General features: G+C 52.1%; 22 protein-coding genes and 2 pseudogenes. 9 read left to right on the plus strand and 15 right to left on the minus strand.

The window, feature by feature from the left end; genetic code table 11:
* The first annotated feature begins 40 nt into the window (after positions 1 to 40).
* From SYMBAF_RS11310 to SYMBAF_RS11325, 4 genes are all read left to right on the plus strand, one after another.
* Positions 41 to 1,372 (plus strand): phage tail tape measure protein, encoded by a 1,332-nt coding sequence (locus SYMBAF_RS11310; RefSeq protein ID WP_052447848.1) that lies wholly within the window; start codon positions 41 to 43, stop codon positions 1,370 to 1,372.
* Between the two features lie 10 nt (positions 1,373 to 1,382).
* Complete coding sequence (locus SYMBAF_RS11315) at positions 1,383 to 1,811, plus strand: phage tail protein (RefSeq protein ID WP_040266609.1); 429 nt, start codon at positions 1,383 to 1,385, stop codon at positions 1,809 to 1,811.
* Positions 1,808 to 2,872, plus strand: a complete 1,065-nt coding sequence (locus SYMBAF_RS11320; protein WP_040266610.1) for a phage late control D family protein — start codon at positions 1,808 to 1,810, stop codon at positions 2,870 to 2,872. Before SYMBAF_RS11315 ends, SYMBAF_RS11320 begins: the two co-directional genes overlap by 4 nt.
* Positions 2,873 to 2,955: 83 nt before the next feature.
* On the plus strand, positions 2,956 to 3,996 hold the full coding sequence (locus SYMBAF_RS11325; protein ID WP_040266611.1) for an IS481 family transposase: 1,041 nt from the start codon (positions 2,956 to 2,958) through the stop codon (positions 3,994 to 3,996).
* 53 nt (positions 3,997 to 4,049) lie between these two features.
* Here SYMBAF_RS11325 and SYMBAF_RS11330 read toward each other — a convergent pair.
* Positions 4,050 to 5,054: pseudogene (locus tag SYMBAF_RS11330) on the minus strand (integrase family protein); the annotation flags it as partial.
* A gap of 215 nt (positions 5,055 to 5,269) precedes the next feature.
* Between SYMBAF_RS11330 and SYMBAF_RS11335 the strand changes: the two are divergent.
* Positions 5,270 to 5,530 carry a YfhL family 4Fe-4S dicluster ferredoxin gene (locus SYMBAF_RS11335; RefSeq protein ID WP_040266612.1) on the plus strand — a complete coding sequence of 87 codons (261 nt, stop codon included), beginning with the start codon at positions 5,270 to 5,272 and terminating at the stop codon, positions 5,528 to 5,530.
* Positions 5,531 to 5,544: 14 nt separating this feature from the next.
* Here the strand turns inward: SYMBAF_RS11335 and acpS are convergent, their stop codons facing one another.
* The 11 genes from acpS to rpoE form a co-directional block, all read right to left on the minus strand.
* Complete coding sequence (gene acpS, locus SYMBAF_RS11340) at positions 5,545 to 5,925, minus strand: holo-ACP synthase (protein WP_040266613.1); 381 nt, start codon at positions 5,923 to 5,925, stop codon at positions 5,545 to 5,547.
* On the minus strand, positions 5,925 to 6,656 hold the full coding sequence (gene pdxJ, locus SYMBAF_RS11345; protein ID WP_040266614.1) for a pyridoxine 5'-phosphate synthase: 732 nt from the start codon (positions 6,654 to 6,656) through the stop codon (positions 5,925 to 5,927). Before pdxJ ends, acpS begins: the two co-directional genes overlap by 1 nt.
* A 71-nt stretch (positions 6,657 to 6,727) precedes the next feature.
* Positions 6,728 to 7,459, minus strand: coding sequence for a DNA repair protein RecO (gene recO, locus SYMBAF_RS11350; RefSeq protein WP_040266615.1), 732 nt, complete (start codon positions 7,457 to 7,459; stop codon positions 6,728 to 6,730).
* An 8-nt stretch (positions 7,460 to 7,467) separates the two neighbouring features.
* Positions 7,468 to 8,376, minus strand: coding sequence for a GTPase Era (era, locus tag SYMBAF_RS11355; RefSeq protein ID WP_040266616.1), 909 nt, complete (start codon positions 8,374 to 8,376; stop codon positions 7,468 to 7,470).
* Positions 8,373 to 9,053, minus strand: a complete 681-nt coding sequence (gene rnc, locus SYMBAF_RS11360) for a ribonuclease III (protein ID WP_040266617.1) — start codon at positions 9,051 to 9,053, stop codon at positions 8,373 to 8,375. Before rnc ends, era begins: the two co-directional genes overlap by 4 nt.
* Before the next feature lie 211 nt (positions 9,054 to 9,264).
* Entirely contained in the window at positions 9,265 to 10,227 is a 963-nt protein-coding gene (gene lepB, locus SYMBAF_RS11365; RefSeq protein WP_040266619.1) for a signal peptidase I, read from the minus strand.
* A 32-nt stretch (positions 10,228 to 10,259) separates the two neighbouring features.
* Positions 10,260 to 12,059 (minus strand): translation elongation factor 4, encoded by a 1,800-nt coding sequence (gene lepA / locus SYMBAF_RS11370; protein WP_040266620.1) that lies wholly within the window; start codon positions 12,057 to 12,059, stop codon positions 10,260 to 10,262.
* A 534-nt stretch (positions 12,060 to 12,593) separates the two neighbouring features.
* A complete protein-coding gene (gene rseC / locus SYMBAF_RS11375; protein ID WP_040266621.1) occupies positions 12,594 to 13,070 on the minus strand; it encodes a SoxR-reducing system protein RseC in 477 nt (158 codons plus the stop codon).
* Positions 13,067 to 14,026 (minus strand): sigma-E factor regulatory protein RseB, encoded by a 960-nt coding sequence (gene rseB, locus SYMBAF_RS11380; RefSeq protein ID WP_040266623.1) that lies wholly within the window; start codon positions 14,024 to 14,026, stop codon positions 13,067 to 13,069. The genes rseC and rseB overlap by 4 nt, the downstream gene beginning before the upstream one ends.
* A complete protein-coding gene (rseA, locus tag SYMBAF_RS11385; RefSeq protein ID WP_040266625.1) occupies positions 14,026 to 14,667 on the minus strand; it encodes an anti-sigma-E factor RseA in 642 nt (213 codons plus the stop codon). Before rseA ends, rseB begins: the two co-directional genes overlap by 1 nt.
* 30 nt (positions 14,668 to 14,697) lie before the next feature.
* The gene (gene rpoE, locus SYMBAF_RS11390; RefSeq protein ID WP_040266626.1) at positions 14,698 to 15,273 is read right to left on the minus strand and encodes an RNA polymerase sigma factor RpoE; all 576 of its coding nucleotides are present in this window, start codon (positions 15,271 to 15,273) and stop codon (positions 14,698 to 14,700) included.
* A 213-nt stretch (positions 15,274 to 15,486) separates the two neighbouring features.
* Between rpoE and nadB the strand changes: the two genes are divergently transcribed.
* The gene (nadB, locus tag SYMBAF_RS11395; RefSeq protein WP_173424354.1) at positions 15,487 to 17,088 is read left to right on the plus strand and encodes an L-aspartate oxidase; all 1,602 of its coding nucleotides are present in this window, start codon (positions 15,487 to 15,489) and stop codon (positions 17,086 to 17,088) included.
* A 41-nt stretch (positions 17,089 to 17,129) separates the two neighbouring features.
* Here nadB and trmN read toward each other — a convergent pair whose 3' ends face one another.
* Positions 17,130 to 17,885: a tRNA(1)(Val) (adenine(37)-N(6))-methyltransferase TrmN gene (trmN, locus tag SYMBAF_RS11400; RefSeq protein WP_318839287.1), complete on the minus strand. Its 756-nt coding sequence runs from the start codon at positions 17,883 to 17,885 to the stop codon at positions 17,130 to 17,132.
* A gap of 122 nt (positions 17,886 to 18,007) precedes the next feature.
* Here trmN and srmB point away from each other — a divergent pair, with 122 nt between their 5' ends.
* Complete coding sequence (gene srmB, locus SYMBAF_RS11405; RefSeq protein WP_040266631.1) at positions 18,008 to 19,330, plus strand: ATP-dependent RNA helicase SrmB; 1,323 nt, start codon at positions 18,008 to 18,010, stop codon at positions 19,328 to 19,330.
* Positions 19,331 to 19,573: 243 nt separating this feature from the next.
* On the opposite strand, the pseudogene SYMBAF_RS11410 reads toward srmB, so the two are convergent.
* Positions 19,574 to 19,654: pseudogene (locus SYMBAF_RS11410) on the minus strand (autonomous glycyl radical cofactor GrcA); the annotation flags it as partial.
* Between the two features lie 345 nt (positions 19,655 to 19,999).
* On the opposite strand from SYMBAF_RS11410, the gene ung reads away from it, so the two are divergent.
* Positions 20,000 to 20,674 carry a uracil-DNA glycosylase gene (gene ung / locus SYMBAF_RS11415; protein ID WP_040266633.1) on the plus strand — a complete coding sequence of 225 codons (675 nt, stop codon included), beginning with the start codon at positions 20,000 to 20,002 and terminating at the stop codon, positions 20,672 to 20,674.
* A 120-nt stretch (positions 20,675 to 20,794) separates the two neighbouring features.
* Here the strand turns inward: ung and grpE are convergent, their stop codons facing one another.
* A complete protein-coding gene (gene grpE, locus SYMBAF_RS11420) occupies positions 20,795 to 21,388 on the minus strand; it encodes a nucleotide exchange factor GrpE (RefSeq protein ID WP_040266635.1) in 594 nt (197 codons plus the stop codon).
* 125 nt (positions 21,389 to 21,513) lie between these two features.
* Here grpE and nadK point away from each other — a divergent pair, with 125 nt between their 5' ends.
* Entirely contained in the window at positions 21,514 to 22,392 is an 879-nt protein-coding gene (gene nadK, locus SYMBAF_RS11425) for an NAD(+) kinase (RefSeq protein ID WP_040266637.1), read from the plus strand.
* Positions 22,393 to 22,477: the final 85 nt, after the last annotated feature.

The following is a 22,477-nucleotide window of genomic DNA, read 5'->3' on the forward strand; positions in this document are numbered from 1 at the left end:
CTGACCCCCTACATACCAGAAACCGACACGCTGCGACGGGGTGGGCAATGCGCGAAAACTGGCGTTTATTAGCCAGATATTTGGCACTGAATCAACCTCTGTGCTGGCGGAATTGCTCGACAAGCAGGCGTCGCTCGATCCGTCGCAGCGCATTGAAGCCTACGCCGAACAGGTGAAGGATTCCCTCGGCACCGCAGGCAAGGTCGCCAAAACGATGGCCGATAATATGAAGGGCGACCTTCAGAATCTTGATTCGGCGTGGGAAGATCTCGGCATCGAGATGTTCGAATCGGTAGACAGCCCACTGCGCGATATTACCCGGCGTATCACTGGCATGCTGCAATCTGTCGGCCAGTGGATGAAGGATAATCCGAAACTGACCGCCACGCTGGTGAAAATTGGCGCAGCGGTGGGCGCGTTCTCCGTGGCGCTCGGCGGCATTACGCTGATGCTGGCGGCGCTCCTCGGCCCGATGGCGGCGCTAAAACTCAGCCTGTCGGTGCTCGGCATTAAAGGCGGTAGCGCGCTGGGGCTGCTGGCGAACGCCTTTAAGAGAGTAGGGAAAGCAGTTGTCTGGTTAGGTCGCGCAATGATGGCTAACCCGATTCTGGCAGTGATCGCCTTAATCGCCGGGGCCGCTATCTGGATATGGAGCAACTGGGAGTGGCTGGGACCGAAGTTTGCCGCACTGTGGAACGGTATCACGACCACCGTTTCCGGCGTATGGGAAGGGATAAAGACCACCATCAGCAACGCGCTGGCGGCTATCGTTAATTTCTTCACCAACTGGAATCTGTTCACGGTGTTTACCGCCGTCTGGGATAACGTGATTAGCAGCGTCAGCGGCCTGCCTGCAATGTTTATGGCCATCGGCAGCAACATTATGGACGGGCTGAAACAGGGGATTGACGCCAAATGGGAAGCGATTAAAAACCGCATCATGGAAATGGCCGACTGCCTGCCCAACGGGTTAAAAGACAAACTCGGCATCCACTCCCCGTCACAGGTGTTCGCCGAAATGGGCCGCTATACCGTGGACGGGTTGGCGGTGGGGATTGCGGACAACACGCAAACCGCGCTGGCCAGCGTCGGACAACTGGCTAAACGGTTAACCGCTGCCGGTGCCGGACTAACGCTCAGCGCGGCGGCTGTCGCCATGCCGCTGATTGCCGCCATACCGGATAACCGCGTCCCGCTCTCCCCGTCATCCGTTGCTGCACCAGCGACCAGCAGCGGACCGATCACCATCCATATTCACGCCGCCCCCGGCATGAACGAACAGCAACTGGCGAAACTGGTGGCGCAGGAACTGGACAGGCGCGAACGGCAGAACGCCGCCAGAAGGCGCAGCAGCCTGCGCGATATTGATTAAGGAGACGCTTATGATGATGGCTTTGGGGCTGTTTGTTTTCAGCCTGAAAACCCTGCCCTATCAGGATATGCAGCAATCCGTTTCATGGCGGCATCCCACCAGTTCGCGCGTAGGCCAGCGTCCGGCCAGCCAGTTTATCGGCGTGGATAACGAAACCATCACCTTAAACGGCGTGCTGCTGCCGGAACTCATCGGCGGGCGCTTTACCCTGTTCTTTTTACGTAAGATGGCCGATCAAGGGATGGCGTGGCCGCTAATTGAAGGCACCGGTTCTCTGTTTGGCTGGTTTGTAATTGACAGCCTGAACGTCACTAAAAGCGTTTTCTTCCGTGATGGCGCGGCCCGGCGCATTGAGTTTACGCTAACACTAAAACGTGTAGACCCGCCCAAATTGGGCGGTCTATTGGGCGATATTGTCACAATGGTGGATGGGCTATGACGTTACCGAACGTGCCATTAAACGCCCAGCCGCAGCCTACATATAGTGTGGTACTGAACGGTAAGGACATTACGCAGAATCTGACCCCCCGCCTGATTAGTCTTCGTATTACCGATAACCGAAGCTTTGAGGCCGACGAGCTTCAGCTTGAGCTGGACGACAGCGACGGCCTGCTGGCGTTTCCGGCAAAAGGAGAAAAACTCTCGGTTTCTCTGGGCTGGAAAGGCGACGGTATGATGCACCAGAACGTCTTTATCGTTGACGAACTAGAGCACAGCGGCGCGCCTGACGTACTCAGTATCCGCGCCCGCAGCGCCGATTTCCGCGATACGCTGAACATAAAGCGGGAACAAAGTTACCATGACGTGACGCTGGAAGTGATTGTGCAAACCATCGCGGCACGCCATACGCTGAAGTCTACGGTCAGCGGCGAACTGGCCGGGATCGCTATTGAGCATGTTGACCAGACTAATGAATCCGACGCCTCATTCCTTACCCGGCTGGTGCAGATGCATGGAGCTATCGCTTGCGTGAAAAACGACACGCTGCTGCTGATGCCGCTTGGCTCAGGAAAAAGTGTCGGCGGCCAGCCGCTACCGGTGGCAACCATCACCCGCGCAAACGGCGACAGCCATCGGTTCAGCATGGCGGACAGGGAAGCCTATACCGGCGTTACAGCCTACTGGCTGGATATACGGAAAGCGAAAAAGCAATCTACTGACGTGAAGCGTCAGAGGAAAAAGCAGAAGAAAACGCAGACAGCGGAGTCACCTTTTGACGCCACGTTTAGCAACGATAACGTGATGGTCGGAAAAGAAGGTAACGTCAAAATCCTGCGTCATACCTATGCCACAAAAGATAATGCATACCGGGCGGCCAAAAGCGCATGGGAACAACTACAGCGCGGTGCAGCGACGTTCAGCCTGAATCTGGCGCGTGGGCGACCTGATTTATTTCCTGAACTGCCAGTGCAGGTGAAGGGGTTTAAGGCGGAGATTGATGGTACAGAATGGATCGTGACCAGATGTGTACACACATTAGATGTATTAGTCGCGACTTGATCTGACACATAACCTTGAAAGGTTGAGAGTTACCGGTTTTGATATGGGTGTCAAATCCTTATACAAAACACGAGGTAACTCTCATGCTTCATACTACCAATCCCGTCATCAAACACAAAACAGGTTTGCTCAATCTGGCCGAAGAACTTAGCAACGTCTCTAAAGCCTGTAAAATCATGGGCGTCTCCCGTGATACGTTTTACCGCTATCGCGAGCTGGCTGATGAAGGTGGAGTGGATTCGCTGATAAATCGTAGTCGTCTGGCTCCTAATCTCAAGAACCGCACAGACGATGCCACCGAGTGCGCTGTGGTTAATTATGCCGTTGATTTCCCGGCTCACGGTCAGCACCGGACCAGCAACGAGCTGCGTAAACAGGGTGTTTTTATCTCAGGAAGTGGCGTTCGTTCTGTCTGGCTGCGCCACAATCTTGAAAACTTCAAAAAGCGTCTGAAAGCACTGGAAGAGAAAGTGGCCCGTGACGGTATCGAACTGACTGACAGCCAGATCGCAGCACTGGAACGTAAAGCCAGCGATGACGAGGTCTGTGGAGAAATTGAAACCGCTCATCCGGGTTATCTGGGCTCTCAGGACACGTTCTACATGGGTAGTCTGAAAGGTGTCGGACGCATTTATCAGCAGACGTTCGTTGATACCTACTCAAAAGTCGCACACTGCAAGCTGTATGTCACCAAAACGCCGATTACAGCGGCAGAGCTGCTAAATGACCGTGTGCTGCCATTTTACGCGTCTCAGGGCCTGCCAGTGCTGAGAATACTGACCGACAGAGGCACAGAGTACTGTGGCAAAGTGGAGCAGCATGATTACCAGCTTTATCTGGCGATAAATGATATCGACCACACGAAAACCAAAGCGATGTCACCGCAGACGAACGGCATCTGCGAGCGGTTCCACAGGACGATATTGCAGGAATTTTATCAGGTGGCGTTCCGCAAAAAGCTGTATGGCGAACTCGACACATTACAATCGGATCTTGATGAATGGCTGGCTCACTATAATAATGAGCGAACCCATCAGGGGAAAATGTGCTGTGGCCGGACGCCAATGGAAACGTTACTTGATGGAGAACGCATCTGGGCTGAGAAAAATTTAAACCAGATGTAATCTGACAGACACCTGTATAAATAACCGGTAACTGTCAGATCAGGTCTGAGCTAATACACCTTAATGCAACCGTTGACCGCATCCCGCCATGCTTTTTGTTCCTCAAGAATGTTTTTGATGGCAGACGTCACCGGAATACGAAATTCTTTTTGCGTTTTCATGGCGCCACGCATACCAATCAGGCCAGTGGGATAGACTATTTCCTGCATATTTTGATCAATATAATCCCATTTCAAATTGTTGATGTTAATTGGCCTGACGCCCGTTAATATCATAAAGCGCATGGCGTTTTTTTGGTGTAACGATGTGCAGCCTGCTACATTCATCCAAAGCGCGGCGATAGACTCTATATCGGTAAACAGGCGTGTCGGGGTGGGCCGCTGAACGCGCGAAGAAACATAATCATCCGGTAGACTTGCCGCAATATTTTGACCATTGCTGAATAACGGTGCCGCTGACTTCCAGAAACGACGCAGTTCGGCAAACAGTTCAATGGCCTGATTGTTTGATTTAGTGATGATCCATTGATCCAATACATCAATAAGCTGACTGTAAGCTACATCGCTAAAAACATCATTTGGGTTAAACACCTTTTCTAACTGACTGATGCGACAACAGTAGGTACTGAAACTATGCTCTCCTAATTTTTTACGCAGTACTTTTGCTTCGAGGTCATCTTTATAGGCCCTCAAAACCAGATGAACAGACTCTGCACGTAGCCCTCCTGCCGCCACAAGTGACGCTTTTTCACGCGCCAGTTCCAGCGTCATTTCCGGCCACTCACCCAGCTTGCGGCCCTTGAGTCCCATTTTTTTAGGAAACTCTGCATAGAGAACCGTTTTGCCCGACCTGCTAAACTCAATACGCAGATAACTGTCCTTTTCGTACTTTGATCGTCGCGTCTGGTTTTGGTGATTAAGGATAACTTTTGCTGCCGTAACGCAGATCCTCATGTGAGTACTTGTGTACGGCGGTTTACATGAGTCCCAGCGTTCAGTTGCGCTTAAAAAATCATCATTATGGGTACATTTTCTCTTATGCGTTGTCGTCAAAGGCATAGTAATTCCTTAAAATTTATGGAATTAAAAGGAAAGCTCACACATGGGGTATTTTTATAGTAAGAAAATGGTGCTGCGTTGCTATTTTGCGTTACACAACAGGGTTTTTCAACGTGGGCTATACTGTGTAAAATTACAGATTGTGCGTCACGGTGCGGAATACGATATCAGCGTATTTCAATGATTTTTAAAGATAAGATGAGTAATTTATTGAAATGGCGTTGTTAATTACCAAAAAATGCATCAACTGCGATATGTGCGAACCGGAATGCCCAAATCAGGCGATTTCGATGGGTGATGAGATTTATCAGATCGATACCGGGCGCTGCACCGAATGCATCGGCCACTATGATAAACCCACCTGCCAGCAGGTTTGCCCGATAGACAACACCATTCTCGTCGATCCGCAGTACCCTGAAAGCAACGAGCAGTTGTGGGATAAATTTGTGGTGCTGCATCATGCCGATCGGCTGTAGAATCCCCTTTTTTCTTAGCTCTCGATGATTACTGTCGCACAGGCGTAGCGGCGTTCGTCAGCCAATGAAACATGGATCGCGGTAACCCCCATCTCCTGTGCCATCTTGGCAGCATGATCGTGCAAGCGGATATTCGGCTTGCCCAACCCATCATTGAATACTTCGAACTGGTTGAACGCCAAACCATTACGAATACCGGTGCCAAACGCTTTGGCGGCCGCTTCTTTTACCGCAAAACGCTTGGCAAGAAAACGCACTGGCTGCTGATGTTGCTGGTACAGTTCCCATTCGGCAGCACTCAGCACTCGCCGTGCCAGACGGTCGCCGCTGCGTTCCACCACCGCTTCAATACGCACCATCTCAACGATGTCGGTGCCTAGCCCAAGTACCGCCATTAACGGCGCGCTTCCCGCATCAGCAGTTTCATATCAGCTACCGCTGTAGGCAAACCACTCATCACTGCCTGGCCGATAATTGCATGGCCGATATTCAGCTCGTATATTTCCGGCAGCGCAGCGATTGGTTGTACATTGTGATAGGTCAAACCATGACCGGCATTGACCTTTAGCCCTTTCTGCGCAGCGTAGGTCGCCGCCACCGAGATGCGGTGTAACTCGGCTTTTACCGCCAGCTCGCCTGCGGCATCGGCATAAGCACCGGTATGGATTTCGATATAGGGCGCGCCAACCGCTACCGCCGCGTCAATCTGGCGATGGCTTGGGTCGATAAACAGTGACACCAAGATCCCAGCTTGCGCCAAGCGCTCAACCGCCACCCCCATTTTGTCCAATTGGCCGGCAACATCCAAGCCGCCTTCGGTGGTCACCTCTGTACGCTTTTCCGGTACCAGGCAGCAAAAATGTGGCTTCAGTTCGATAGCAATATCCAGCATTTCATCGGTCACTGCCATTTCCAAATTCATGCGCGTTTGGATGGTCTGACGCAAGATGCGTACATCGCGATCAGTGATATGGCGGCGATCCTCACGCAGATGGACGGTAATGCCATCGGCTCCTGCCTGTTCAGCAATAAATGCCGCCTGAACTGGATCTGGATATGGGGTTCCACGCGCGTTGCGCAGCGTGGCAATATGATCGATATTGACACCTAGCAGTAAATTAGCCATAACAACCTCTAAAGACAATTTTCAGTATCAGCAGTTTACACGCGGGCGCAAAGCGGCAAAAGGAGAAAAGATTAGACATCGTCAGGCGGGGTATCCGGTTGTTTGCGCACAAGCTGGCAAAACAGCTCGCGGCTTTTCAGCGGCTTGCCGCCGAGGTAGGGTTTCAGCGCTAGACGGGTGAAACGCTTAGCAGCACGCAGCGTAGCCATATCGGGGAATTGGCGTTCCGCCAGCGCCCGCAATTCACGGCCGGTAAAGCTGTAGTGGTCCACCACCAGGCTAGCGATAAAACCCTTTTCTTCACGGTAGCGGTAGGTCATGCCGTCATCTACTGGCTGGCCGCTGCCAGCGCAATGCAGGAAATCCAATCCGTATCCCAGGTGATTGAGCAAAGCTAGTTCAAACTGGCGCAGCGCATACTCCGGCGAATGCTCTTCCGCCGCCAGCGTCTGCAAACACTTCAGATAATCGAAGAACAGCACGGCATAATTGGTTTCCTGTTCCAGTACCCGTGACAGCAGTTCGTTCACATACAGACCGCTGTACAGCATCATGCCGCTGAGCGGTAAACCGAGGGAAACCGCTTCGGCGTTACGCAGCGTTTTTACTTCACCGCGCCCGCCCCAGCGCACTAACAGGGGGGTAAAGGGCTGTAAGCAACCCTTTAAATTGGAACGGCGGCTGCGTACACCTTTAGCCAACAGACGCACCCGCCCATGACCTTCGGTAAACAGATCCACCATTAAGCTGGTTTCACTGTACGGCCACCCATGCAGGACGAAAGCACGCTCCCAGCCATCCATCGGCTGAGTTACTTCAGATCGTCAACATAGCCCAGACTACGCAGCGCACGCTCGTCGTCCGCCCAGCCGGATTTCACTTTCACCCACAGTTCCAGATGCACTTTAGCGTCAAACATCTTTTCCATATCTTGGCGGGCTTCAATGCCGATGGTTTTGATTTTCGCCCCCTTGTTGCCGATGACCATTTTCTTCTGGCCTTCGCGTTCAACCAGTATCAGGCCGTGTACGTTGTAACCGCCGCGCTCGTTCGGCACAAACTGTTCGATCTCAACCGTCACCGAGTACGGCAGCTCTTCGCCCAAAAAACGCATCAGCTTCTCACGGATGATTTCCGATGCCATAAAGCGCTGGGAGCGATCGGTAATGTAATCGTCCGGGAAATGGTGTTCCGCTTCAGGCAATAGTTTGCGCACGATACCGGCGATAGTATCGATGTTTATCCCCTTTTCAGCAGAAATCGGCACCACATCAAGAAAGTTCATCTGCTGGCTGAGAAATGCGATATGCGGTAGCAGCTTGGATTTGTCGGTAACGTTGTCAACTTTGTTGATCGCCAGCAATACCGGACATTTCAGGCTGCTCAGCTTGTTGAGCACCATTTCGTCGTCGGCAGTCCAGTGAGTACCTTCTACTACAAATATCACCAGTTCAACATCACCGATCGAACTGCTGGCTGCGCGGTTCATCAAACGATTGATGGCGCGCTTTTCTTCAATGTGCAAACCGGGGGTATCGACATAGATAGCCTGATAAACGCCTTCGGTATCAATACCCATAATGCGGTGACGGGTGGTCTGTGGTTTACGCGAGGTGATAGAAACTTTTTGCCCCAGTAACTGGTTTAGCAACGTGGATTTGCCTACGTTAGGACGGCCGACTATCGCAATGAAACCACAGTGTTGTTTTTCTTCGCTCATTCAAGCTCCAGCTTTTTCAACGTTTGTTCCGCTGCCGCCTGCTCAGCTTTACGGCGGCTTGAACCGATACCCATTACAGGCTCGTTCAAGCCACTCACCTGACAGTGGATGGTAAACTCCTGATCGTGCGCCTCACCGCGAACTTGCACCACCAGATAAGAAGGCAACGGCAGATGGCGCCCCTGTAAAAGCTCCTGTAAGCGAGTTTTCGGATCTTTCTGCTTATCACCGGGGCTAATTTCGTCCAATCGGCTGCGATACCAGTCCAAGATTAGGCGTTCGACGCGCTGCATATCGCTATCCAGGAACACGCCGCCAATCAATGCCTCCACCGTATCTGCCAAGATTGACTCGCGGCGGGAACCACCACTTTTCAATTCGCCCGGCCCAAGGCGCAGGCATTCGCCCAAATCAAACTCGCGGGCCATCTCCGCCAGCGTGTGACCACGCACCAATGTGGCCCGCATGCGGCTCATATCGCCCTCGTCTATATGAGGAAAACGCTGATAGAGCGCGTTAGCGATGACAAAGCTAAGAATGGAGTCACCCAGAAACTCAAGGCGTTCATTGTGCTTACTACTGGCGCTGCGATGAGTCAAAGCGAGCAGTAATAGCTCTTGCTGTTGAAAAGTGTAACCTAGCTTCCGCTGGAGCCTGTTTCTTACAATGGGGTTCATGCGTTACCAATAGATCAAGAATGCGTCAGAAACTTGCAGCATAGAGAACACGCCTGCTTTGCCAAAAGCCAATCCAAAGCCCTTTCGTTTATAGTGACTCCCGACAAGGAACCCACTTTTTCGCTCGACAAGATATTCTACATCACGTAGGAACATAATGCTGTGTTTACGTCCCCGCCACATATCTATGGTGGAGGGGATAAATCGGCAATTAATGAATTGCACCAATCCGACTTAATCTTACGCCGGTAGGCCATTCACCTTCCTGCTTTTCAAAACTCATCCAGATAGCTGTGGCTTTACCCACCAAATTTTTCTCCGGCACAAAACCCCAATAACGGCTGTCAGCGCTGTTGTCACGGTTATCGCCCATCATGAAATAATGACCAGCCGGCACTACCCATTCTGCTAGCGGTTTACCAGGCTGTTGGTAGTAAGCCACCACCTGATCCCGTGTACCTGGTACGCTTAAAATAGAGTGGGTCACGTTGCCCAGCGTTTCCTGGCCCCCGCGTAGACGGATGCCGTTCTGCGGCACATTATCACTCAGCGGGATCTGATAAAAACCGTTGCTGGCCTCGCTCACGCCGCTACGGCTAAACAGTTGCACAAAATCACTTGGCTGCACATCGTTGTAAGTGACTGCCAACATTTTGTCACAAGACTGGCCGCCATCGCAGGACGGCTGCACGGCCACACGCTTATTCATCGGATCATATGTGATGCGGTCACCCGGCAAGCCGATAACACGCTTGATATAATCCAGTTTCGGATTCAGCGGATATTTAAATACTGCAATATCACCGCGTTTCGGATGGCCGGTTTTAATCAGCGTGGTTTGAGTAATAGGATCCTTAATGCCATAGGCATATTTCTCCACCAGAATAAAATCGCCAATCAGCAGCGTTGGCATCATTGAACCAGATGGGATCTGGAAGGGTTCGTAGATAAACGATCGCACCACAAAGACCAACAGCAATACCGGGAAAACCGATGCGCCGTTTTCCACCCAGCCCGGTGGCGGCTTAGCCACATTGACTAACTCATTATCGTCTACATTGCCCGCAGCAGTTTTCTCCCGGCGGGCTGGTGCCCATTTGAAGCGCTCAAAGCACCAGATGATCCCGGTTATTAGCGTTGCCAATGCCAGGATCAGGGCAAACATATTCGCCATGCAAATTACCTCGTTACGTGTGCTTATCGCTCTTACTTGCTATCTTTACCGACATGCAAAATGGCCAGGAACGCCTCTTGTGGCAGTTCGACATTGCCCACCTGCTTCATGCGTTTCTTACCGTCTTTTTGTTTCTGTAGCAGTTTCTTCTTACGACTCACGTCGCCGCCATAGCATTTCGCCAGCACGTTTTTACGCAGTTGCTTCACGGTGGAACGTGCAATGATATGTGTACCGATCGCCGCCTGGATCGCAATATCGAACTGCTGACGTGGGATTAGCTCTTTCATCTTCTCCACCAATTCTCGGCCACGGTACTGAGCGTTGTCACGGTGGGTGATCAGCGCCAATGCATCCACGCGCTCATTGTTGATCAGCACATCGACGCGCACCATGTCAGAAGCCTGAAAGCGTTTGAAATTGTAATCCAGCGATGCATAGCCGCGTGAAGTGGACTTCAGACGGTCAAAGAAATCGAGCACCACTTCCGCCATAGGGATCTCGTAGGTCAACGCCACCTGATTACCATGATAAACCATGTTAGTCTGCACGCCGCGTTTTTCGATACATAAGGTGATTACGTTGCCCAAAAATTCCTGCGGCATCAGCATGTGACACTCGGCTATCGGCTCACGCAGTTCCTGAATGTTATTCAGCGGCGGCAACTTGGACGGGCTGTCAACGTAGAGGATCTCTTTGCCAGCGGTTTCCACTTGGTACACTACCGTCGGTGCCGTAGTGATCAGTTCCAGATCGTATTCACGCTCCAGACGCTCCTGAATAATTTCCATGTGCAGCAGGCCAAGGAAGCCACAGCGGAAGCCGAAGCCCAGTGCGCTCGAACTCTCCGGTTCATAGAATAATGAGGCATCATTGAGGCTTAGCTTACCCAGCGCATCGCGGAAAGCTTCATAGTCGTCGGAACTGATGGGGAACAAACCGGCATAAACCTGCGGCTTCACTTTTTTAAAGCCTGGCAAAGCATTGTCCGCAGGCTGACGCGCCAACGTCAAGGTATCGCCCACCGGGGCACCGAGGATGTCTTTAATCGCGCAAACCAACCAGCCTACTTCGCCACAGTTCAGCATATCGCGATCGACACGTTTCGGTGTGAAGATACCTAGGCGATCGGCATTATAGGTTTGACCGGTGCTCATCACCTTGATCTTGTCACCCTTGCGCAACGTACCATTCTTGATACGCACCAAAGAAACTACGCCCAGGTAGTTATCAAACCAGGAGTCAATAATCAGTGCCTGCAACGATGCTTCTGGATCACCTGCCGGTGGTGGGATATCACGTACTAGACGCTCTAGCACTTCAGGAACACCTACCCCGGTTTTGGCCGAGCAACGCACCGCATCGGTGGCATCGATACCGACGATGTCTTCAATTTCTTGCGCAACGCGATCGGGATCGGCAGCCGGTAGATCAATCTTGTTCAACACCGGCACCACTTCCAGATCCATCTCTAACGCAGTGTAACAGTTGGCCAGCGTTTGGGCTTCTACGCCCTGCCCTGCATCCACCACCAGCAATGCGCCTTCGCAGGCCGCAAGCGAGCGGGAAACTTCATATGAGAAGTCAACGTGGCCTGGGGTGTCGATAAAATTAAGCTGGTAAGTTTGGCCGTCTGGTGCCTGGTAATCCAACGTCACGCTTTGCGCTTTGATGGTAATACCGCGCTCACGCTCCAGATCCATCGAATCAAGCACCTGCGCGGCCATCTCACGTTCAGTCAAACCGCCACAAATTTGGATAATACGGTCAGATAGCGTCGACTTACCGTGGTCGATATGGGCAATGATAGAAAAGTTTCTTATGTGTTTCATTTTATCGAATTTTTCTGCCTTGGTATTTCTGAATTACTCACCTATGGAAACCCGTATTAACCTAAAGTGGGCTTGGCCGTCTTCCGCCTGAATTGCTGCATTCTACATGCCACAACACTGAAAACCTAGCGATCGGTGCAGTGAAGGCATTCTATTATGCGCACTTTGCTGTTACAGGGTATTTAAGGTGATGAAAGAAGATGTTTGCCAAGCCACAGACCGCTGCTCGCAACAATAAATGGGTCGAAAATTCATTGTAGGCTATCGTCTGTATGAACATGCTGTGCGGGTATTCGATGACCACAACCAACACGTTTTAGCCCTTTTGCAAAGGCCGATGGTCTGGCGGACGGTTCGATGTGACGGCATTCCGCACCAGCGCGGAGCAGCCTAGGTGTACGACTAACCCTCATCAACAGGCAAATTCAGCAATGCGACCCGCTGGCGTTGAATACGCTGCATCAGGGGAAGATGTTGCCCTCTAACCGTCTAGGGCTGGGCAACCGAAAATCCTGCAATGATGCGGCAGCAGCTTTAAATTAGTGGAGAGTTTTCCGCCCGCACGTCCATGGCACCGGGCGGTATGCCTATCTGCAAAACGATCGGTTGGTAGTCAGCCTGTTTACCCAAGCGGTGGGCCAAGCTGCGTACCAGCATAAAAGCCACGCCACCACCCAGCAATGCGCCGAGTGCCGCAAAGGCATCAGTACCCAGCCAGTATTGCAGCAGGCTACCACCGAGCATCATTCCCAGCAACGGCATCAGGTAAACCAGCATCGCAGAACGCAGCAAGCTGCCTTCTGCAATACCTACCTCGACACGTTGCCCAGGCTCAAGCGGCTGATCAATGCGCACCTGCAATGGGTGTTCAGTTTCAGGCACTAGCTCATTCAACGCAGGCACACCGCAACCGGAACGCGCATTGCAATTACCGCAGCCGGTTTTGCGGTCACAGCGCAGTAGCGCTACGCCCTGTTGCCACGAGACCACCGTGGCCCACTCTTTCATCATTGAGGTGACACCCTAAAGGAAATATTGTCTGCGATGCGCTTGGCCGTGGTAGGCGGCAACTCGCCAACGATGATGATTTCTCTGCCGTTGCGCACCGCAGTTTGGATAGTACGCCGCCCCTGACGATAATACTGCTGCCCGACACCGCTGCCCGCAGGGCTGATGTTAACCGAGAAGCTGAACAATCCATCGCTGTAGAATCGCGTTTCGACCGGCTCGAAGACATTAGGCAATTTACGGCGATTGCACGCCACTTCATTCACCCCGTCAGGTAACCAACCAGCACGCCAACTCAGTTTGACATCATCCGTGACCGGGAGCGACAGCAGTGGCGGCAAATTGGCTTTGAGCAGCCCCTGCATCGCGGTTTGCACACCCGCGCCCACCACAAAGGATATCACTCGGTACTGTTCTAGCGTTTCGCCATCGCGATCAAGTAAATCTACGCGTAACGGCAGCTTGGTGTCTTCATCTATCCAGACAATATAGCTGTAGCGTGAGCCGTCACGCGCCACCACGCGGATCACTTCACAGGGACGATCGGAGATGCGGGTGCTACCCACGGCGATGAAATCGTAGTACTTTGCCAAATGTTCAAAATCAGCGTAAACGATCGCCGGTAGCGCATCGACGATATGATTGCCGGACAGCGTAAATGGCTCAAAACCGGATTCGAAGTAACTGATCTCGCCACCACGCAGCAACACTTCACGTCGTGGCCCATCCATGTGCAGCAATTGTTCAAGCGGCAGCTTGCCAATCACCGCATGACGATAGCGCAGCGACTCAATGTCCTGTTTGCTGATGCCGATATAGGCAAGTTCGTAATTGAGAGAACGGCTAGCGTTGCTCATCTGTTGCAGCATCGCCCCAGATGCAGCTTTCTGCGCCGGGGCGATGTTTGAGTAGAGTAGGCTGCCCGTCAATAGGCAAACGAAGACCCAAATTTGCTTCATTACTGCTGTTGCATTCCTAAAGACTGAGTTCCGGCGGCCTGTTGATGGTTGTCTTGTTCAAACTGCTGCTCTGAATGCAGACGGCGTTGCAGCTCATAATCCTGCAACATTGCGTTAATACGTTTGCGCTGTTCCTGCACCTGCTGTTGTTGGTGACTGCCGATGGAGAAACTGTCAGCCGGTACACCCAGGCTAACCGGTGACGCCTGCCCCATGATCGGCAATGTATTGAACGCCGGTGACTCGGCTGCCCCCAGTTGCCTGTCCGACTGGTTGTGATGTTGTACGCCAACAATCACCGCCAGCGAAACACAGGCCGCCATAGCAACCTGAGCAATCTGACTCACCCAGGGGCGCACTTTTTTCCAGAATGGTATCTTCTGCCAGATGTAAGATTGCGGCTGAGATTCCAGGATTGCAGAAGAAACACCCACTGTAGGTTCTTTCTCAAGTGAAGCTGCAACACGATCGGCGATATCAAGATGTATGACTGCTTGTCCGACATCCCCCCGTAGTGTGTCACGTATCAGGTGATAGCTCTGCCAGCTTTGTTGGAGCACCCGATCTTGCGACAGTGAACTCAACAGTTCGCTATCGAACAACTCCCCATCGATCAAAGCGGAAAGCTTTTCTTTCTGCATGCCTAAATACCCTTCCTGTGCCCGCCATTGCTAACGCTGGATCTGCGGTTGGATTTTATTATCGATAGCTTCCCGCGCACGGAAAATACGCGAACGTACGGTTCCGATCGGGCATTCCATGATGGCAGCAATCTCTTCATAGCTTAGACCATCCAACTCCCGCAAAGTAATCGCCATACGAAGCTCCTCAGGGAGAGACTCAATGGCACGGAAAACTATCTGCCTTAGCTCTTCTGACAACATTAAATTCTCAGGGTTCGAAATTTCTTTCAGTGGCCCTGCGCTTTCGTAATTTTCCGCATCTTTGACATCCACATCACTGGATGGCGGGCGACGCCTCTGCGCGACCAGATAATTCTTTGCTGTATTCACAGCGATTCGATACAGCCAAGTATAAAAAGCGCTATCGCCCCGGAATGACTCCAGTGCACGATAGGCCTTAATAAAGGATTCCTGCACCACATCAGGTATGTCGCCCTGCTGCACATAGCGAGAAACGATACTCGCCACCTTATGCTGGTAACGCACTACCAGTAAGTTAAACGATTTCTGATCACCCTTTTGGATCCGCTCTATCAGAACTTGATCCGTTAACTGCTCGCTCATCCGAGGTAAATTCTCCCCAAATTTATCTCCCTGCGTGAAATTGTACTGCCAGCCATACACTATTTTCCTGAGCAAGCATTCGTTTGAGGGTCATATAGAACATGAATTCCATATCACCATAGTTTTTTCTATCAATGTCGTTCCATCCGTGGCTTTTGCCCGGGCAATTAGGCTAACATGAATTTCACTCTTCTTCTGCACACATCATACGTTATGCAACCACCATCTGAACATATCAGCGATGTACTGATTGTCGGCAGCGGCGCTGCGGGCCTGTCACTGGCCCTGCGTTTAGCACAGCATTGCAAAGTTACCGTACTCAGCAAGGGGCCACTCAGCGAAGGGGCCACATTTTATGCCCAAGGCGGGATCGCCGCAGTTTATGATGAAACGGACAGCATTGCCTCACACGTTAATGACACTTTGATTGCCGGAGCCGGCCTGTGCGACAAAGAAGCCGTCGAGTTTATCACTAGCAACGCGCGCCATTGCGTGCAGTGGCTGATCGATCAAGGCGTATTGTTCGATACTGAGGTCAATCCCCAAGGTGAAGAACATTATCATCTGACGCGCGAGGGGGGTCACAGCCACCGCCGCATTTTGCATGCTGCCGATGCTACTGGTAAGGAAGTAGAGACCACACTGGTGGGGAAAGCAAGCACCCATCCTAATATTTGTGTGATGGAGCGCCGCAATGCGGTCGATCTGATCATCTCGAATAAAATCGGCCTACCAGGTACCCGTAGGGTAGTCGGTGCCTATGTCTGGAACCGCGAGCGGGAACAGGTGGAAACCTACCGTGCCAGAACGGTGGTACTGGCCACTGGCGGCGCAGCCAAAGTGTATCAATACACCACTAACCCGGACATCTCCTCAGGCGATGGCATAGCCATGGCTTGGCGCGCCGGTTGCCGAGTCGCCAACCTCGAATTTAACCAATTCCACCCAACCTGCCTGTTCCATCCGCAGGCGCGCAACTTCTTACTGACTGAGGCGCTACGCGGTGAAGGCGCTTACCTCAAGCGGCCAGACGGTAGCCGCTTTATGCCAGACTTCGATCCACGTGGCGAACTGGCTCCGCGCGACATCGTCGCCCGTGCTATCGACCATGAAATGAAGCGACTAGGCGCAGATTGCATGTACCTGGACATCAGCCACATGCCAGCGGAATTCATTAGCCAGCATTTCCCGATGATCCATGAAAAGTTGCTGGCGCTGGGATTCGACTTGACGCAGCAGCCGATCCCGATCGTGCCAGCTGCACACTACACCTGCGGCGGTGTGATAGTCGATCAACATGGCCGCACCGATCTCGACGGGTTGTATGCTATCGGTGAGGTCAGCTACACCGGCCTGCACGGAGCCAACCGCATGGCTTCGAACTCATTGTTGGAGTGTCTGGTTTACGGTTGGTCAGCGGCGGAAGACATCTTGAAGCGCCTGCCGTTTATTCAGTCAACCAAACCGCTGCCGCCATGGGATGAGAGCAGGGTTGACGACGCGGATGAACAAGTAGTGATCCAGCATAACTGGCACGAACTGCGGCTATTCATGTGGGACTACGTCGGCATCGTACGCACCACCAAACGGCTGGAACGCGCGCTGCGACGCATCAATACCCTGCAAACGGAAATCGACGAGTACTACGCCAACTTCCGTATCTCCAACGACTTGCTCGAACTGCGCAATCTGGTGCAGGTAGCCGCACTGATCGTGCGCTGCGCCATGGCGCGCAAGGAGAGCCGGGGCCTGCACTATACGCTGGATTACCCAGAGCGGCTATCGGAGGCATTACCAACCATCCTGCATCCTTGAATGAATGCCGAGGGGGTGCCACAACAGTGTTCTTTTTGAACTCAGTAAAATAGGTAAAATTCGGTTATCAGCCGGCGGAAGTCCTCGGTATAGCTGCCGTCGGCCAGTTTGATTGCCAGCGCTTGCTGCTGAGGCAGCATTGGCCATCGTGTCAGCGCCAACAGCATCCTGTGTAGCGGCGTATCGACGCGATCACTGACGTTCAGCTTTGTTGCGGTATTCCAGCCACGCTGATGCGCCTGAATTTCAAAGGCTGTGCCAATGTTATAGGGCAACACCACGCAGAAAACGCCCTGCTCATTAATCAACTGTTCGGCACACTTGAGCAGCGTGACGTGAGTCAAGGTCTCGGTGCAACGCGCGTTATGCCGCGCTTGGTCACGGCAGGCCACAGCCGGTTCAAAATAAGGCGGATTGCTGACGATCAGATCATATTGCGCGGCGTGATGTTCGGCGTAATAATAAATATCCTGCGCGTAAACCTTAATGCGCTGCGGCCAAGGGGATTTCTGCACATTATCGCGCGCCTGCTCAGCGGCGGCTTCGTCCAGTTCCACCGCATCGATCATCACCTCAGCAGCCGAACGCTGCGCCAGCATCAACGCAATCAGTCCGCTACCGCTACCGATGTCCAGCACCCGCTGCGCCTGTGCCAACGGTGCCCAAGCACCAAGCAACACGCCATCAGTCCCCACTTTCATCGCACAGCGATCGTGAGCAACAAAGAATTGCTTAAAAGTAAAACCGCCGCAGCGCGGGGTAAAATTTGCTTTCGACTGATTGCTCACAATAACCACCTAGATACAAAACTGACGTAGCATAAGGCAACCTGATTTATGGGAAAAGAGTTGCTTTCCGCTTAATAGGTGAAGAACACTGCCAACCCGTCTATAATCGGCACCCCAAGTAGAGGTAGACCATGACAGTAACCCATTTTTCCGAACTCGAACTCGATGAATGCCTGATCATCGCACTGCATGATAAAGGCTACGATCGCCCCACTGCTATCCAAGCTGAAGCGATCCCACCCGCGATGAACGGGCGCGACGTATTAGGCTCGGCTCCGACCGGCACCGGCAAAACCGCCGCATTTTTGCTGCCCGTTTTGCAGCATCTGCTGGATTTTCCGCGTAAGAAGTCTGGCCCACCACGCGTTCTGATCCTTACCCCAACACGTGAGTTAGCAATGCAAGTGGCCGATCAAGCGCGTGAATTGGCGGCACATACCTCGTTGGATATCGCCACCATCACCGGCGGTGTAGCCTATATGAACCACGCAGAAGTGTTCAGCGAAAACCAAGATATGGTGGTCGCTACCACTGGCCGTCTACTGCAATATATCAAAGAAGAGAACTTCGATTGCCGCGCGGTGGAAACCCTGATCCTCGACGAAGCCGACCGCATGCTCGACATGGGCTTTGCACAGGACATCGAAATCATCTCCGCTGAAACCCGCTGGCGCAACCAGACGTTGCTGTTCTCCGCCACGCTGGAAGGCGAGGCGATCCACGAATTCGCTGAACGCATTCTGAAAGAGCCGGTGAAAGTGGAAGCTGATCCGTCGCGTCGCGAACGCAAAAAAATCCTGCAATGGTATTACCGCGCCGATGACGTGCAGCACAAAACAGCGCTGCTGGTGCACCTGCTGAAGCAGCCGGACGTGCAAAAATCAGTGATCTTCGTGCGCAAGCGCGAGCGAGTGCATGAGCTGGCCACCTGGCTGCGTGAAGCGGGTATCAATACCTGCTACCTCGAAGGCGAAATGGTGCAAGCCAAGCGCAACGAAGCGGTAAAACGCATGATGGACGGCAGGATTGATGTGCTAGTCGCCACCGATGTCGCCGCACGTGGTCTGGATATCATTGATATTACTCACGTATTTAATTTCGACATGCCGCGCACCGCCGATACCTACCTGCACCGCATTGGCCGCACCGGCCGTGCCGGGCGCAAAGGCACCGCCATTTCACTGGTTGAGGCACACGACCACCGGCTATTGGGCAAAGTGGGTCGTTACCTGAATGAACCATTGAAGCCACGGGTGATCGACGAACTGCGGCCAAAAACCAAAGTGCCAAACGAGAAAAGCAACGGTAAACCTTCAAAGAAGGTGCTGGCCAAACGTATGCAAGACAAAGCGAAAAACAAAGAAAAAGCTAAGGTGAAAGTACGCCATCGTGATACCAAAAACGTAGGCAAACGCCGCCAAGCCAAGGCTAAACGTGAAAACGACGCGGAATAACGCCAGCCTGGCGTCCAGTGTACTACCGAACCCAGGCCGTGCCAGTCATCAAATATAGCGTCCTATTTTTAGGCGCTTCTTTATGGCATTAACGGCTATGCGTGGTGCGTAAGCCCTTTCGTTTAGCAGCTAAATGGCTACTGTAGTTGTCAGAAGGATTCGTAACTCGGGCGATTGTCGTTGCGCAGAATATGATCCAGACCCGATCCCCTGATTGCCGCCAATAAAAAAGGGGCCAAAACATGCTCGCTGACTATTCAGTAGCCAGAAAGAATTCACCAGCGTCTGGTCTTTGGCTTTGGTAATTTGAATATCAGTAATCATTTTGTTGCTGCCATACAAGGACGAAAATTTTACTTCATGAGAAAACCCAATGCTGGTTTCAACCAGGTGGCAAGACCATTGTTGCCTTATCGTCCTGTATAACTGCCTAGCCAGATCAATTCTTTGATTAATATAAATTTATTCTTGTCAGATACTGTAGATTTATGAACATGTTTATGTTTTATATCAATTTCCCTGACCAGCCTGTAGCAATTATTTTTGTAAATTATCAAAAATAATTGCATGACGCAGACCAGAAGAAAACAAATAAGTGGGTTTCGCCGTGTTAAACGACAGGGTAAGCTATAGCCAATGAATTGCTAACGAAAACAAAGGAGAGCGTTTATGTCCACCTCCCTCACCTGGCATGACGTTATCGGCAAAGAAAAAGAGCAGCCCTATTTTGTTGAAACACTCGCCTTTGTTGCCGCTGAACGTCGGGCTGGTAAAACTATTTATCCACCGCAGAGAGATGTATTCAATGCTTTCCGTTTCACCGACCTGGCGGACGTCAAAGTGGTGATCCTCGGTCAGGATCCCTATCATGGCCCCAATCAGGCCCACGGCTTGTCTTTCTCCGTGCGCCCCGGCGTACCTGCACCGCCTTCGCTGATGAATATGTACAAGGAACTGGCAACCGATATTCCTGGTTTTGAATACCCGAACCACGGTTACCTACAGAGCTGGGCCGAACAAGGCGTGTTATTGCTCAACACAGTGCTGACCGTCGAAGGTGGTCGAGCGCATTCGCACGCCAATTTGGGCTGGGAAACTTTCACCGATAAAGTGATCGCTGCGCTAAACGAGAACTGCAATGGCGTGGTGTTCCTGCTGTGGGGATCGCATGCGCAGAAGAAAGGCAACTTTATTGACCGTAAACGCCATCATGTGCTGAAAGCGCCACATCCGTCGCCGCTCTCCGCTCACCGTGGCTTCTTCGGTTGCCGCCACTTCTCACAAACCAATCAACTGCTGAAGCAACAGGGCTTGCAGCCGATCGACTGGTTACCGCGTGCATAAAAATCCGGAAGCGAGGAACGTTTCCGGATCTGTACCATGGCCCCACGAGCGAGATCGATTCAATGATCCTTAAACTGACGGGTATGTACCTAAGGTGAATTTTTTACCACACCAACGCGCTTATGCCTTAGCTTTAGAAACCGCAACCATCGCGGGGCGCAGCAATCGGCCATTCAGCGTATAGCCTTTCTGCATCACCATCATCACATGGTTCGGCTGGCGATCGGCAGATTCAATCAGGCTCATTGCCTGATGCACATCCGGGTTAAAGGGCACGTCGACATCGCTGACGATCTCAATGCCGTACTTGTGCACCACATCCAGTAAGGACTTCAGCGTCAGTTCGATGCCTTCGATCATCGCTGTCAACTCAGGATTATTCTTATCCGCCAGTTCCAATGCACGCTCCAGATTATCGAGCACTGGCAGCAAGTCACCAGAGAATCTCTCCAATGCGAATTTGTGTGCTTTTTCAATATCCAGCTCGGTACGCCGACGCACGTTCTCCATTTCAGCTTTGGCGCGCAGCAGGCTATCACGTCCATCACGTTCATGTTGCTGAGCTTCAAGTAACTGAGCCTCCAGCTCGGTAATACGCGCATCACGCAAATCAACGTCCTCCGCCGCCTCCGGTAACACATCCTCGTATCGGGCCTGCTGTTCCATTTCTCCTGAGACTTGCTCGTTTGGCGTCTTGTGTTCTCTACTACTCATGTAATATCTCCGCGTTTTAGCATTAATCCCGCAACTTGGCTTATTATGGGGATCAAAACTGGGGTTTCAAGTCAATCGGTCATAATGCGGGGCATAAACTGGCTCCGGTGAGGAACATGATAACAATGAATAAAAAATTCACCTGTATCGGTATTGTTGGTCACCCGCGTCACCCCTCGGCACTAGCAACGCATGAGATGCTGTACCACTGGCTGATCGCTCGTGGCTATTGCGTGATGATCGAACGGCAAATCGCTCAGGACTTGCGGCTGAAAGACGCCATTACCGGCAGTCTGGCCGATATCGGTCAACAGGCCGATTTGGCGGTGGTAGTGGGCGGTGATGGCAACATGCTCGGTGCCGCACGTGTGCTGGCGCGCCACGACGTCAAAGTGATCGGAGTGAATCGCGGCAACCTGGGTTTCCTCACCGACCTCGATCCCGATAATGCATTACAACAGTTGGCGGATGTGTTGGAAGGCGAATACATCGATGAACAGCGCTTCTTGTTAGAAACCAGTGTGCACAAGGAACAACAACAGTGCCGTATCAGCACCGCCATCAACGAAGTTATACTGCACCCCGGTAAAGTAGCGCACATGATCGAGTTCGAAGTGTATATTGATGACCGCTTTGCTTTCTCCCAGCGCTCCGATGGTCTAATCATCGCTACCCCGACCGGCTCCACCGCCTATTCGCTCTCAGCCGGCGGGCCAATCCTCACTCCATCTCTAGAGGCCATCGTGCTGGTGCCAATGTTCCCGCACACCCTCTCCGCCCGCCCGCTGGTGATCAACAGCGACAGCACCATCCGGCTGAAGTTTTCGCAGATGGGCAACGATCTTGAAATCAGTTGCGACAGCCAAATCTCCCTGCCTATCCAAGAAGGCGAAGAAGTATTGATACGCCGCAGTAATTTTCACCTGAATCTTATTCATCCAAATGACTACAGCTATTTCAACACGTTAAGCTCAAAACTGGGCTGGTCAAAAAAATTGTTCTAAAAATCTCGCCAACCACTTTACTGTATATAAAACCAGTCTATACTGTATTAAATCACAGTAGTTTATCCATGCACAGGAAGGTACT

The sequence above is a fragment of the Serratia symbiotica genome (assembly GCF_000821185.2).
Classification (GTDB): domain Bacteria; phylum Pseudomonadota; class Gammaproteobacteria; order Enterobacterales; family Enterobacteriaceae; genus Serratia; species Serratia symbiotica.